12 protein-coding genes are annotated in these 12,682 nt (G+C 69.9%); 7 read left to right on the top strand and 5 right to left on the bottom strand.

Features of this window, described 5'->3' with window-relative positions:
- Positions 1 to 38 precede the first annotated feature (38 nt).
- Entirely contained in the window at positions 39 to 1,373 is a 1,335-nt protein-coding gene (locus tag ASF22_RS17310) for an NAD(P)/FAD-dependent oxidoreductase (RefSeq protein WP_056266633.1), read from the top strand.
- Between the two features lie 59 nt (positions 1,374 to 1,432).
- On the opposite strand, the gene ASF22_RS17305 is transcribed toward ASF22_RS17310, so the two are convergent.
- The 3 genes from ASF22_RS17305 to ASF22_RS17295 all read right to left on the bottom strand — a co-directional run bounded on the left by ASF22_RS17305 (position 1,433) and on the right by ASF22_RS17295 (position 4,481).
- Positions 1,433 to 1,648, bottom strand: a complete 216-nt coding sequence (locus ASF22_RS17305) for a hypothetical protein (RefSeq protein ID WP_056172325.1) — start codon at positions 1,646 to 1,648, stop codon at positions 1,433 to 1,435.
- Between the two features lie 34 nt (positions 1,649 to 1,682).
- Positions 1,683 to 1,919, bottom strand: coding sequence for a hypothetical protein (locus ASF22_RS17300; RefSeq protein ID WP_056266631.1), 237 nt, complete (start codon positions 1,917 to 1,919; stop codon positions 1,683 to 1,685).
- Positions 1,920 to 2,036: 117 nt separating this feature from the next.
- A complete protein-coding gene (locus ASF22_RS17295) occupies positions 2,037 to 4,481 on the bottom strand; it encodes an EAL domain-containing protein (protein ID WP_056266628.1) in 2,445 nt (814 codons plus the stop codon).
- A 622-nt stretch (positions 4,482 to 5,103) separates the two neighbouring features.
- On the opposite strand from ASF22_RS17295, the gene ASF22_RS17290 reads away from it, so the two are divergent.
- The 4 genes from ASF22_RS17290 to ASF22_RS17275 all read left to right on the top strand — a co-directional run bounded on the left by ASF22_RS17290 (position 5,104) and on the right by ASF22_RS17275 (position 9,065).
- On the top strand, positions 5,104 to 6,177 hold the full coding sequence (locus ASF22_RS17290; protein WP_056172316.1) for a sulfate ABC transporter substrate-binding protein: 1,074 nt from the start codon (positions 5,104 to 5,106) through the stop codon (positions 6,175 to 6,177).
- 108 nt (positions 6,178 to 6,285) lie between these two features.
- Positions 6,286 to 7,143, top strand: coding sequence for a sulfate ABC transporter permease subunit CysT (gene cysT / locus ASF22_RS17285; protein WP_056266624.1), 858 nt, complete (start codon positions 6,286 to 6,288; stop codon positions 7,141 to 7,143).
- On the top strand, positions 7,136 to 8,014 hold the full coding sequence (cysW, locus tag ASF22_RS17280; protein ID WP_056266621.1) for a sulfate ABC transporter permease subunit CysW: 879 nt from the start codon (positions 7,136 to 7,138) through the stop codon (positions 8,012 to 8,014). The genes cysT and cysW overlap by 8 nt, the downstream gene beginning before the upstream one ends.
- 4 nt (positions 8,015 to 8,018) lie before the next feature.
- Positions 8,019 to 9,065, top strand: coding sequence for a sulfate/molybdate ABC transporter ATP-binding protein (locus tag ASF22_RS17275; RefSeq protein WP_056172309.1), 1,047 nt, complete (start codon positions 8,019 to 8,021; stop codon positions 9,063 to 9,065).
- An 84-nt stretch (positions 9,066 to 9,149) separates the two neighbouring features.
- On the opposite strand, the gene ASF22_RS17270 is transcribed toward ASF22_RS17275, so the two are convergent.
- Positions 9,150 to 9,572 carry an organic hydroperoxide resistance protein gene (locus ASF22_RS17270; protein ID WP_056172306.1) on the bottom strand — a complete coding sequence of 141 codons (423 nt, stop codon included), beginning with the start codon at positions 9,570 to 9,572 and terminating at the stop codon, positions 9,150 to 9,152.
- A 249-nt stretch (positions 9,573 to 9,821) separates the two neighbouring features.
- Between ASF22_RS17270 and ASF22_RS25235 the strand changes: the two genes are divergently transcribed.
- Positions 9,822 to 10,403 carry a MarR family transcriptional regulator gene (locus ASF22_RS25235; protein ID WP_082483796.1) on the top strand — a complete coding sequence of 194 codons (582 nt, stop codon included), beginning with the start codon at positions 9,822 to 9,824 and terminating at the stop codon, positions 10,401 to 10,403.
- A gap of 102 nt (positions 10,404 to 10,505) precedes the next feature.
- Here ASF22_RS25235 and ASF22_RS17260 read toward each other — a convergent pair whose 3' ends face one another.
- Positions 10,506 to 10,868 (bottom strand): cytochrome c family protein, encoded by a 363-nt coding sequence (locus tag ASF22_RS17260; protein WP_056089739.1) that lies wholly within the window; start codon positions 10,866 to 10,868, stop codon positions 10,506 to 10,508.
- 311 nt (positions 10,869 to 11,179) lie between these two features.
- On the opposite strand from ASF22_RS17260, the gene ASF22_RS17255 reads away from it, so the two are divergent.
- Positions 11,180 to 12,613, top strand: a complete 1,434-nt coding sequence (locus tag ASF22_RS17255) for an FAD-linked oxidase C-terminal domain-containing protein (RefSeq protein WP_056172303.1) — start codon at positions 11,180 to 11,182, stop codon at positions 12,611 to 12,613.
- Positions 12,614 to 12,682: the final 69 nt, after the last annotated feature.

The following is a 12,682-nucleotide window of genomic DNA, read 5'->3' as shown; positions in this document are numbered from 1 at the left end:
CTGATAGGCCGACAGCCGAGCGAGCCCCGGACCCGACCATGCGCAGACCCGAGCACGACAGCCTGCCGCCCAGCATCGCGCCGCGCCTCGCGCCCCTGCCGGCCGCCGCGGAGGTGATCGTCATCGGCGCCGGGGCGGCCGGGATCGCGGCGGCGCGGGCGCTGACGCAGGCCGGGGTCGCGGTGGCGGTGCTGGAAGCGCGCGGCCGTGTCGGCGGGCGGGTGGCGACGGCCGCCCTGCGCGGCCACGCCGTCGATCTCGGCGCCCACTGGCTCCATGCGGGCCCGATCAATCCCCTCGTGCGCCTCGGCGAGGCCCGCGGCGAGCCCCTGCGGATCGCCGCGCAGGCGAGCCATGTCCGGGTCGGACGCCGCGCCGGCCGTCCGTCCGAAGCGGCCGCCCTCGGGCGCGCCTTCGCGGCGGCCGATCGGGCCATGAGCGACGGTGCGGCGCGCGGCGGACCGGACCGCCCCGCCGCCGGCGCCCTGCCGCCGGGGCTCGGCCCCTGGGGCCGCCGGGTGGAACTGGTGCACGGCCTCGTCTCGGGCCGGCCCCTCGACGCGGTCTCGCTGCAGGACTTCCCCAGCATGGAGTACGGCGACAACCGCTTCATCGCCGGCGGCTACGGCGGCTACCTCGCCCGCCTCGCCCAGGGGTTGCCCATCGCCCTCGACTGCCCGGTGACGGGGATCGACTGGGCCGGGTCGGGGGTGCGCGTCACCCTGGCGGATGGCGGCGTCCGCACGGCCCGCGCCGTGATCGTGACGATTCCCACCATGGTCCTGCGGGACGCGTCCCTGTTCACCCCGGCCCTGCCGCCGGCCGTGGCCGCGGCCATCGCGGGGTTCTCCGTCGGCATCTACGAGCACGCGGTGCTGCACTGGCCGTCCTGCCCGTTCCGGGGCGCCGACCGCCTCGCCAGCCTCGTCGGCGGGCCTTTTCCGGTTCCGGGGCTTCTCACCCGCATCGACGGCACGCCGTTCCACTACTTCGAGCTCGACGCGCCCATGGCGGCGTCCCTCGACGCGCGCCGCGCCGGCCCGGACGGGGTGCGGCGGTTGGTCCGGCGGGCGCTGGAACAGCATTTCGGCGCCCGCGCCCTGCACGACCTGTCGATCCCGGTGGTCAGCGAATGGCGCCACGACCCCTGGTCGCGCGGCTCCTGGGCGGTGGTGCCGCCGGGCCATGCCGGCGCCCGCCTGAGCCTGCACGCCCCCGTGGGCGAGCGGATCTGGTTCGCCGGCGAGGCCCTGTCGCGCCTGCAATGGGGGACCGCCGGGGGCGCCTACGCCGAGGGCCTGCGCGCGGGCGCGGAGGTCGCCGCGATGGTGCGCGGCGGGGCGGCGCCGGATCGCGCCGCAGACATCGCGTGACTTGCTCCGCGTGACTCGCGGGCCGTGCCTTGCGCCCCGTTGCGGCTCGGACGGATTGGTCAGCTGCGTTCGGGCCGCGTCGGCGGCGGGTCGCCCGCCCCCTCGCGCAGGGCATCCTCCAGGCGGACCAGCGCCGTCGCGATCCGGTGCGGCAGGTCCGTGCCGTCGGCCAGGGGAAACGCGTCGGCCAGGGCACGGTCGACGCCCGTCCGGAACGGGCTCCGATGGCCCGGCCCGGAGCGGGGCGTCCAGATACGGGATGCGGACGCTGTCATCGTGCTCGGGCTCACTTGCAGGCTACAGGCCAGGCTATTTGCGCTTCAGGACGTCTCGCAGCGGAAACGAGGCCCGCACGACGCGGTCCTCGTCCGTAATCTCGAAGACCTGACCGTTCACTTCCTCGCCAGCCCGAAGCTTCGAGGAGAGAATGTCGCGCGCGGCCAGCAGGGCTTCGCGACAGGCAGCCTCGACATTGGGCAGGAGGCTTCCTTCCTCGTCTTCGATGAGACAGTCACCATCACGGATGTTGATGAAGAAGCGCGGCATGTCCGACCAACGCAGGAGATGCTGCGGTGTTGCCGTACGATAGCGTCCCGGCTTCGTTTAAGATCGATCGCAGGGTCTTCCCGTGCGGTGAGCCCGCCTCCTGTGCGCTGGAAAAGCCTATGCGGCGACGCGCGCGTCCGTGATTTCGTCGGAGAAGATCGCCTGGAAGCGGTGGGGCAGGGTCGCGATGAGGCCGTCGATCTCGGCGCTCGGGCGGCCCGGACTGAACAGGAAGCCCTGGATGTCGTCGCAGTGGCGCGCCCGCAGCATGGCCGCCTGCTCGACGGTCTCGACGCCCTCGGCCGTGACGGTGATGGACAGCTTGGCCGCGAGCGTCAGGATCGCCTCGATGATCGCCAGGCATTCGTGCCGGGTGCCCATCTCGTTGATGAACGAGCGGTCGATCTTGATCTTGTCGACGGGGAACCGGATCAGGTAGCTCAGGGACGAGTAGCCGGTGCCGAAATCGTCGAGCGCGATGCGCACGCCGAGCCCGCGCAGTTCCTTCAGGTTCGACACGGTGGTGCCGTTCATCTCGAAGAACACCGACTCGGTGATCTCGAGTTCGAGGCGGTCGGGCGCGAGGCCGCTGGCCTCCAGGGCCTGGAACACGTCGAGGACGAAATCGGCGTGCCGGAACTGCGTCGGCGAGATGTTGACGGCGATGCGGATCGGCTCGGGCCACCGCGCCGCCTCCCGGCAGGCCTCGTGCAGCACCCAATGCCCGATCACGGCGATGAGGCCCGAGGCCTCGGCGACGGGAATGAAGTCGGCCGGCGAGACCGGGCCGCCGGGATTGCGGGTCCAGCGCAGGAGGGCCTCGAAGCCGCGGACCTCCCCCCGGGCGAGGCCGACGAGGGGCTGGTAGTGCAGGCTCAGCTCACCCTGGGCGATGGCGCGCTTGAGGTCGACTTCGAGGTCCCGGCGCTTCAGCACCGACGCTTCGAGATCGGGGGTGAATTCCGACACCTCGCCTCGGCCGGCGGCCTTGGCCCGGTAGAGGGCGAGGTCCGCCCGGCCCAGCAGGGCCTCGGGCGTCGTGGCATCGTTCGGGGCCAGCGCGATCCCGATGCTCACCCCGATCTCCACCTGCACGCCGTCGATGAGGTAGGGGAGGCTCACCTGCCCGATCACCGTGCGGGCGAGGGCGAAGGCATCGTCCGCGTCGGCGCAGGGATGCAGGATGGCGAACTCGTCGCCCCCGAGGCGCGCGACGAGGTCGCCGGGCCGGGCGAGGGCGCTCAGCCGCGTGGCGACGCCGGTCAGCAGCGCATCGCCGAGGGCATGGCCGAAGGTGTCGTTGACGATCTTGAATCCGTCGAGGTCGAGGTAGAGCAGGGCACAGGGCTGGCCCGTCCGCTCCGCGCGCTCGCATTCCATCGAGGCGAGATCCTGGAACAGGGCCCGGTTGGCGAGGCCCGTCAGGGAATCGTAGCTCGCCAGGTAGGCGATCCGGGCCTCGGACTGGCGCGCGACGGTGATGTCGACGCCGATCCCGCGAAAACCGAGAAAACCGCCCGACCGGTCGTAGAGCGGCTTGCCGCTCAGCCGCCACCATTGCGGCGTCCCGCCGAGGGTCACCTCGACGACGCGCTCGCGGAACGCCTGGCGCCCGGCCACGAGGGCGACGAGTTCCGCGGCGGCGGCGCCCGGGGCGGCCGTGGACATCTCCGCGTCGCGGAACAGCGTCTCGAACGGGGCGTCCCGGAGCCGCGTCGGGGATCTTCCCGAAATCTCGCCGAGGCGCTGCGAAACGTTCTGCAACCGGCCGTCGGGATCGGTTTCCCACAGCCACTCGCTGGCATTCTCGGTGAAATCGTTGAGGAGGAGGCCGATGGTCTCGTTCTGCTCGGCGACCCGGACGCGATCGACGATGCGCCCCATGGACACGTGCGCCATCCGTCTGGCGGTGAACAGGATGAAGCCGGCGTAGATCACGAACAGGACCGCGAGGACGCGGGCGACGTCGTCGCCGCGCGCCGCCAGCGCGAGGAATCCGCCGATGACCACGGGCACGGCGAACAGGGTCGCCACATGGCGGATCGGTCCGAGGGCATAGGCGGTCGCCATCAGCCCGGCGCACACGGCGACCACGTAGGTGCCGTGGTCGGGATCGGCCCGTACGAACAGGGCCATCGGCATCGTCGCCCAGGCGAGGCCGAGGCACAGGGCGAGGAGCCGGACGGTCGTCTGCCCCTTCTCGACGCGCGCCGCGGACGACGCTTCGCGGCGATAGAGGGAGGCGCCGGCGATGAAGGCGGCGGAGGGTAGGACGACGCCGGCGCACAGGGCGAGCAGGTAGGCGTCGGAGGCCTTGTTCCAGAACAGCAGCAGGACCGTGGCGACGACGACCACGTGCGTCAGGCCGATATGCACGCTGAGGTGAAGCGTTTCCTCGAGCTGCCCCGTCGCGGTCGCGATCCTGTACCGGGCGGACGCCGCGTCCCGTGCCGCAGGGGCGTCGAAGCCGGCGGCCTCGAAGGTCGCGTCCCGGCTCCGCGCCGAGACGCCGGTGGCGAGACCGGTGACGGCCGCCCGGAGGGTGGCCCCGCGGTGCGACAACGCGCGTGAGCCCGGAGTGGGACTTGAACTCGAAGTGCGACTTGAGCCCGAGATGGGACTTACGCCCGAAGTGGGACTTGAGCCCGAAGTGGGACTTGGCATTCGGAAGGTCCCGTTTCCGTTCAGCGTCCACCCTCCGCCGGAAAGGGACGGTGCACCCTGCGCGCGAGTCCTTTGAAGGATCGTTAAGCGCCCGCTTCGGTGAACGGAACGCCATCGGACGCGATCGCCGCACGAGCCCGAGCCCGGATGGATCGCGGCCGCCTGCCCCGCGGGTCGACCTCGCGGCGATCCACGGCGGGGCGGCGCTGGTACGAGTCGGTTCCGGGCGGGAACGCCGACGAAAAACGGCGCCTGACGACTAAAAATGTTCTTCTTGAAGAACACTTGCGCGGAGAACGAACTTGCTCCCGATGCCGGTGTGCGGAAAACGACCTTTTCCGTCTCCCCCGAAGCTTGACCCAAACATGGGAATTCCCATCTCCCGGAGCCTTGTCCCCGGGAAACGGTACGGGCAGGCTGGTTGACATCGTTCGTTATATAGAACGAAAACCTTGCCGTGGACCGGACGACCCGTGATCGGCTCCGGGATCCAGAACGGCCCGTTATCAAGAGGCGACAGATGTCGAGCGAGACCCACCAGACCCGAAGCCGTCGAAGCCTGGCTCTGTCCGCCTGCCTAGCCACCGCCCTGCTGCTGGCCGGGCCCGTCTTCCTGACGGGACCTGTCTCCCCGGCGGGACCCGCTCGCGCCGACAGCGAATTGCTCAACGTCTCCTACGATCCGACCCGCGAGCTCTACAAGGACATCAACGCCGCGTTCAGTGCCGACTGGAAGGCCAAGACCGGCGAGACCGTGACCGTGCGCGCCTCGCATGGCGGCTCCGGCTCCCAGGCCCGCACGGTGATCGACGGCATCCCGGCCGACGTGGTGACCCTCGGCATCCCCTCCGACATCGATGCCATTTCCCGGCTGTCGAAGAAGATTCCCGCCGACTGGCGCACGAAGCTGCCCAACGCCGGCCTGCCCTACACCTCGACGGTGGTGTTCCTCGTGCGCAAGGGCAATCCGAAGGGCGTCAAGGACTGGGGCGACCTCGTCAAGCCCGACGTCAAGGTCATCACCCCCAACCCGAAGACCTCGGCCGGCGGCCGCTGGAACTTCCTCGCCGCCTGGGGCTACGCCTACGAGAAGGACGGCAAGGACGTCGACAAGGCCAACGCCTTCGTGGGCGAGCTCTACAAGAACGTCCCCGTCCTCGACACGGGCGCCCGCGGCTCCACGGTGACCTTCGCCCAGCGCGGCCTCGGCGACGTGCTGCCGACCTGGGAGAACGAGGCCTACCTCGTGTTCGAGGAATTCGGCCGCGACAAGTTCGACGTGGTGGTGCCGCCGACCTCGATCTACGCCGAGCCGCCCGTCGCCCTCGTGGACGCCAACGTCGACAAGAAGGGAACCCGCAAGCAGGCGGAAGCTTACCTGCAGTTCCTCTACTCGGATGCCGCCCAGGCGATCTTCGCCAAGCACCATTACCGGCCCCTCAACCGCGCCGCCGCCAAGCCCGAGCATCTCGCAGAGCTGCCCGAGCTGAAGCTGTTCAAGATCGAGGATCTGCAGGGCAACTGGGACGATATCCAGAAGAAGAACTTCGACAACGGCGGCCTGTTCGACCAGCTGAGCAAGGCCGGGCGGTAACCGCTCCTTCTTCCCTGAACCGGCTTCGCCCAACGGGCCTGGCCTGAACAGGGGCCCCTCCTCCCCGCCCGCCGGGGAGGAGACCTCTCGAGACGCCCGGACGAGCCCATGGCCTCCCCACCCCTCCGCCCGCGACGGCGCTTCCGCCAACCGAGCGTCATTCCCGGTTTCGGCCTGACGATGGGCTACACCCTCACCTGCCTCAGCCTCATCGTGCTGCTGCCGCTGGCCGCCCTGGTGGTGCGCGCCTCCGGGCTCGGGCTCTCGGGGATCTGGGAGGTCGCCACCGATCCGCGCGTGGCCTCGGCGCTCCGCGTCAGCTTCGGCATCTCGGCCCTGGCGGCGCTCACCGCCTCGCTCTTCGGCTTCCTCGTCGCCTGGGTGCTGACGCGCTACGACTTTCCCGGCCGCAGGCTCGTCGACGCGGTGGTGGACCTGCCCTTCGCCCTGCCCACCGCCGTCGCGGGCATCGCGCTGGCCTCCCTCTATGCGCCGAACGGCCTCGTCGGCGAGCAACTGGCGAAGCTCGGCATCCAGGCCGCCTACACTCCGGTGGGCATCTACATCGCCATGGTGTTCATCGGCCTGCCGTTCGCCGTGCGGACGGTGCAGCCCCTCATCGTCGAGATCGACAAGGAGATCGAGGAGGCCTCGGCCACCCTCGGGGCGGGCCGCTTCCACACCCTGACGCGGGTGGTGCTGCCGCCCCTGATCCCCGCGGTGCTCACGGGCTTCGCCCTCGCCTTCGCGCGGGGCGTCGGCGAGTACGGCTCGATCATCTTCATCGCCGGCAACCTGCCCTACGTCTCCGAGATCGCGCCGCTCCTCATCGTCATCAAGCTCTCGGAATTCGATTACGGCGGCGCCTGCGCCATCGCGACGATCATGCTCGGCATCTCGTTCGTGACCCTGCTCGCCATCAACCTCATCCAGGCCTGGAGCCGCAGGAGATTCGGCTATGTCTGAGATCGCAACCGACCTGCCGAGGCAGCAGCCGGCCAGCGTCGTCACCGAGGGCGGCCTCGTGCGCGGCCTCCTCATCGCCGTGGCGATCGTCTTCCTCGCCCTGTTCCTGGTGCTGCCCCTGGCGACGGTGTTCGTCCAGGCCTTCGCAAAGGGCTGGGACGCCTATCTGGCCGCCTTCCACGAGGCCGACGCCCACGCGGCCATCCGCCTGACCCTGATCACGGCCGCCATCGCCGTGCCGTTCAACCTCGTCTTCGGCGTCGTGGCCTCGTGGGCCATCGCCAAGTTCGAGTTCCGGGGCAAGAACCTGCTCATCACCCTCATCGACCTGCCGTTCTCGGTCTCGCCGGTGGTCTCGGGGCTGATCTACGTCCTCGTCTTCGGCTCCCAGGGGCTGATCGGGCCGTGGCTGATCGAGCACGACATCCAGATCATCTTCGCGATCCCCGGCATCGTGCTGGCGACGATCTTCGTCACCTTCCCGTTCGTCGCCCGCCAGCTCATCCCGCTCATGCAGGAGCAGGGCACCGCCGAGGAGGAGGCCGCGTTGACCCTGGGCGCGTCCGGCTGGCACGCCTTCCGGACGGTGACGCTGCCCAACATCCGCTGGGGGCTCCTCTACAGCGTGCTCCTCTGCAACGCCCGCGCGATGGGTGAATTCGGCGCAGTCTCGGTGGTCTCGGGCCACATCCGGGGCCTCACCAACACGCTGCCGCTCCACGTGGAGATCCTCTACAATGAGTACAACTTCGTTGCCTCTTTCGCCGTCGCCTCCCTCCTTGCCGGTCTCGCTCTTGTCACCCTCGGCCTCAAATCCCTCCTCGAATGGCGCTACGCCGGCGACATCGCGGCGTCCGGCCGCCGGCACTGAACCGGTGAAGGGCTCCACCGCCATCCGGGTCGAGAACCTGTCGAAGACCTTCGACACGGCCGCGGTCCTGCACGACCTCTCCCTCGACGTGCGGGCGGGCGAATTGTTGGCGCTCCTCGGGCCCTCGGGCTCGGGCAAGACCACGCTGCTGCGCATCATCGCGGGCCTCGACTTCCCCGACCGCGGCCGCATCGTGTTCGGCGCCGAGGACGCGACGCGGCTCCCCGTGCAGCAGCGGGCCGTCGGCTTCGTGTTCCAGCACTACGCCCTGTTCAAGCACATGAGCGTCGCCGACAACATCGCCTACGGGCTGAATGCTCGGAAACGCGCCGACCGACCCAGCAAAGTCGAGATCAAGCGCCGCGTCGGCGATCTCCTCGATCTCATCAAGCTGTCGGGCTTCGCCGACCGCTATCCCTCCCAGCTCTCGGGCGGCCAGCGCCAGCGCATCGCGCTCGCCCGGGCGCTCGCCGTCGAGCCCCGGGTGCTGCTCCTCGACGAGCCGTTCGGCGCCCTCGACGCCCAAGTCCGAAAAGATCTGCGCCGGTGGCTGCGCGAGATCCACGACCGCACCGGCCAGACCACGATCTTCGTCACCCACGATCAGGACGAGGCCCTCGAACTCTCCGACCGGGTCGCTGTCCTGTCGCGAGGGCGCCTGGAGCAGATCGGGACGCCCGACGAGGTGCAGGAGGCGCCGGTCTCGGCCACCGTCCTGAAGTTCCTCGGCGACACCATCGAGGTCGAGGCCATCGCCCAGGGCGGCCAGGTCCGGGTCGACGGCCGGCTCACCCCCGTGGCGGCGCCCCCCGGCCTCGTCGGCCCGGTCAAGCTCTACGCCCGTCCCTGGCAGCTCCAGTTCGCGGAAAGCCACGAGGCGCACCTGCACGGCACCGTGCGCTCGTCCTACCGCAGCCAGGGCCGCCAGCGCATCGAGGTCGACCGCCCCGAGGGCAAGACCGTGGTGGTGGAGGCCTCCGACACCGCCCGCCTGCCCGCCGGCCGGCCCGTCGGCCTGCGCATCCTCGCCGGGCACGTCTTCGCCGGCTGACCGGGGTTCCGGACACGACGGCGGCCCCCTCGGAAGGTCCGAGGGGGCCGCATGGCATCGCCGGGTCCGTCCGCGGTGACGGGATCAGGCGGCCGAGATGTCGACCTGGATGTTGCCGCGGGTGGCGTGCGAGTACGGGCACACCACGTCGGCGCGCTTTACGAGATCCTGCGCCACGGCTGGGTCGACGCCCGGCAGGGTCGCCTTGAGGGTGACCACGAGGCCGAAGCCCGTGCCGTCGTCGCGCTTGCCGATGCCGACGGTGGACTCGACCTTCGAATCCTCGGCGATCTTCACCTTGTCCTGGGCGGCCACGAACTTGATCGCGCCGAGGAAGCAGGCGGCGTAGCCGGCGGCGAAGAGCTGCTCCGGATTGGCGCCGGGGGCACCGTTGCCGCCGAGCTCCTTCGGGGTGGTGAGCGTCACGTCGACGGCCCCATTGTCGCTGGCGGCGGAGCCCTCGCGGCCGCCGGTGGCGTGGGCGCGAGCGGTGTAGAGTGCCTGCATGATCGGTCTCCTCGTTGGGCTGATGGCCGTGACGGCGCGCCAATTCAATTGCGCGCAATCGATTTTTCATCTCGCACAAATATCGATTGCGCGCAACCCGGTTGCGGTACCGCGACGGTCGATTGTGCGCAATATGAGTTCCGCCTAAGATGGGCGCTCGTCGCGCCCTGGGGAAAGGGCGGCACCGGGAACCGGTTCCGTCCCCACCAACGGTGCGATGGGTCACGCATGGAAATGGAAAGTCGCCGCATGTCCGGCCGAGAGGATGCCCCGCTCTCTCCAGAAGTCCCGGCGGCCCCGTCCGCGGCGCAGAGCCTCGACGGGCAATTGTGCTTTGCCGTCTACGCGGCGGCGCACGCCTTCGGCCGGGCTTACCGCGCGCTCCTCGCCGCCCACGACCTGACCTACCCGCAATACCTCGTGCTCCTCGTGCTGTGGGAGCAGGAGGGCGTGACGGTCAAGGAGATCGGCACCCGGCTGTTCCTCGATTCGGGCACCCTGACGCCGCTGCTCAAGCGCCTGGAGGCGTCGGGCCATGTCCGCCGCGCCCGCGACCGGGCCGACGAGCGCCAGGTGAGCATCTTCCTCACGGAGAAGGGCCGGGACCTGAAGGGCCGGATGGACTGCGTGCCGCACGAGGCCGGCGGCCTCACCGGCCTCGATCTCGATGGGCGCCGGGCGCTCCTCGACGTCCTGGTGACCCTGCGCGGCGCCCTGCACGAGCGCCTGGGCGAAGGCGAGGGAACGTCCGCCGCCCCCGGCCGGGCGCGACCCGAGACGCGGGCCGGCAAAGGAAAAGCCGCCCCCGCGGGGGCGGGGACGGCTTCCTGACGATCTGCCTCGGCGAACCGACCCGCCGGTGGCGGGCCGGGCTCGGGATTTGGATTTGGTCTCGGATCAGGACTTGGTCTCGGATCAGGACTTGGTCTCGGATCAGGACTTGGTCTTGAGGTAGGCGATGATGTCGTCGACCTTCTTCGGGTCCTTGACGCCGGGGAAGACCATCTTGGTGCCGGGGATCTTCTTCTTCGGGTCGGTCAGCCACTCGTGCAGGTTGGCCTCGTCCCAGGTGATGCCGGAGCCCTTCATGGCCGCCGAGAAGGCGTAGCCGTCGGCACCTTCGCCGGCCTTCGCGCCGACGACACCCTTCAGGGTCGGACCGACGCCGTTCTTCTCGAAATTGTGGCAGGCCTTGCAGGGAGCGAACGCCTTCTCGCCGGCGGCCGCATCGCCTTCGGCGTGGGCGGAGAGAGGGAGCACGAGCGCGAGGGCGACGCCGAGGATGAGATGACGCATTCTTGTTTCCTCCTGAGGGGCGGTTTTGGGCCACCCCGGCTTATGGCAGAGCTTGGTCCTTTAGAACAGATCAAGGGTGAAAACGTTCCAGTCCGTGCGATGGCGTCTGCGGCGAAACGAAGCTTCGCCGGGCCGGCGCCGTCGACCCGTCCCCGACCCCGGCGCGAAGCCCCTGGGAAGGGCGCGGCTTTGGCTGTAGCGTCGTCCCTCGAAGACTGCTCCGACCGCATCGCCGGTCTACGCCGTCCAAGCTGAGCGTGGGCTGAAGACCCGGCGCCGACCGTCCCCGAGGAACGCCCGAAGGACCCGAGATGACCATCGCCTTTCCCGTGCCGGATGCCGGCATCGTCGCCCGCCGCGACGCGATCATCGAAGGGCTGCGCCCCCTGGTGGCGGCCGAGGCCCTGGTGACCACCGAGGACGAGCGCCGCGCCTTCGAGACCGACGGGCTGACGGCCTATCGCAAGATGCCGCTCGCCGTGGTCCTGCCCTCCACCACCGCGGAGGTCTCGGCCGTGATGGCGTATTGCCACGCCAACGGCGTGCGGGTGGTGCCGCGCGGCGCCGGCACCTCGCTCGCCGGCGGTGCCATCGCCCAGGAGGACGCCATCATCCTCGGGGTGGCCAAGATGAACCGCATCCTCGACATCAGCTACGAGAACCGCACGGCGCGGGTGGAATCCGGCATCACCAACCTGGCCATCTCGGGGGCGGTCTCCCACGAGGGCTTCTTCTACGCCCCCGACCCGTCGAGCCAGCTCGCCTGCACCATCGCGGGCAACATCGCGATGAATTCCGGCGGGGCGCATTGCCTCAAATACGGGGTCACCACCAACAACCTTCTCGGCGTCACCCTGGTGATGAACGACGGTACCGTGGTGGAGATCGGCGGCGAGCACCTCGATTCCGGCGGCTACGACCTGCTCGGCCTCGTCTGCGGCTCGGAAGGGCAGCTCGGCATCGTCACGGAGGCCACCGTCCGCATCCTGCGCGGTGCCGAGGGCGCGCGCCCGGCGCTTCTGGGCTTCGCCTCCGTGGAGGATGCGGGCGCCTGCACCGCCGCCATCATCGCCGCCGGCATCATCCCGGTGGCGATGGAATACATGGACCGCGAGGCGATCCTCATCACGGAGGACTTCGCCCAGGCTGGTTACCCGCGCGACGCCGAGGCCATGCTGATCATCGAGGTCGAGGGCTCGGACGCCGAGTGCGAGGCCATGCTCGCCCGCATCGTCGCCATCGCGGAGGATTTCCGCCCGACGAGCCTGCGGGTGTCGAAGTCGGAGGGCGAGTCCGCCGCCATCTGGAAGGGCCGCAAGTCCGCCTTCGGTGCCACGGGCCGCATCTCCGACTACATCTGCATGGACGGCACCATTCCCACCGGCCAGCTGCCCCTGGTGCTCGAGCGCATCGGCGCCATCTGCGCCGGCCACGGCCTGCGGGTCGCCAACGTGTTCCATGCCGGCGACGGCAACCTCCACCCCCTGATCCTGTTCGACATCAACAAGCCGGGCGAACTCCAGAAGGCCGAGGCCGCGGGCGACGCCATCCTCAAGCTCTGCGTCGAGGTCGGCGGCTGCCTCACGGGGGAACACGGCGTCGGCATCGAGAAGCGCGAGCTCATGCGCTTCCAGTACGGACAAGCCGATCTCGACCAGCAGATGCGGGTGAAGAACGTGTTCGACCCCGGCTGGCTCATGAACCCCGCCAAGGTGTTCCCCCTGGAAGGCCGCGTCGCGGCCTGACCCCGATTTGACTTCTCGCAGGCCGCGTCGCGGCCTGACCCCTTTCTGAGTTTGTCGACGGGCCGCATT

It is taken from the genome of Methylobacterium sp. Leaf87, assembly GCF_001422775.1.
Lineage (GTDB): Bacteria > Pseudomonadota > Alphaproteobacteria > Rhizobiales > Beijerinckiaceae > Methylobacterium.
The sequence above is the reverse complement of the archived record's forward strand: the minus strand, read 5'-3'. Positions and strand labels throughout refer to the sequence as shown.

Excerpts from the sequence above, each read along its gene's own strand:
- ASF22_RS17310 (WP_056266633.1), top strand. The coding sequence starts at position 39 with ATGCGCAGACCCGAGCACGACAGCCTGCCGCCCAGCATCGCGCCGCGC.
- ASF22_RS17305 (WP_056172325.1), bottom strand. The coding sequence starts at position 1,648 with ATGACAGCGTCCGCATCCCGTATCTGGACGCCCCGCTCCGGGCCGGGC.
- ASF22_RS17300 (WP_056266631.1), bottom strand. The coding sequence starts at position 1,919 with ATGCCGCGCTTCTTCATCAACATCCGTGATGGTGACTGTCTCATCGAA.
- ASF22_RS17290 (WP_056172316.1), top strand. The coding sequence starts at position 5,104 with ATGTCGAGCGAGACCCACCAGACCCGAAGCCGTCGAAGCCTGGCTCTG.
- cysT (WP_056266624.1), top strand. The coding sequence starts at position 6,286 with ATGGCCTCCCCACCCCTCCGCCCGCGACGGCGCTTCCGCCAACCGAGC.
- cysW (WP_056266621.1), top strand. The coding sequence starts at position 7,136 with ATGTCTGAGATCGCAACCGACCTGCCGAGGCAGCAGCCGGCCAGCGTC.
- ASF22_RS17270 (WP_056172306.1), bottom strand. The coding sequence starts at position 9,572 with ATGCAGGCACTCTACACCGCTCGCGCCCACGCCACCGGCGGCCGCGAG.
- ASF22_RS25235 (WP_082483796.1), top strand. The coding sequence starts at position 9,822 with ATGTCCGGCCGAGAGGATGCCCCGCTCTCTCCAGAAGTCCCGGCGGCC.
- ASF22_RS17260 (WP_056089739.1), bottom strand. The coding sequence starts at position 10,868 with ATGCGTCATCTCATCCTCGGCGTCGCCCTCGCGCTCGTGCTCCCTCTC.
- ASF22_RS17255 (WP_056172303.1), top strand. The coding sequence starts at position 11,180 with ATGACCATCGCCTTTCCCGTGCCGGATGCCGGCATCGTCGCCCGCCGC.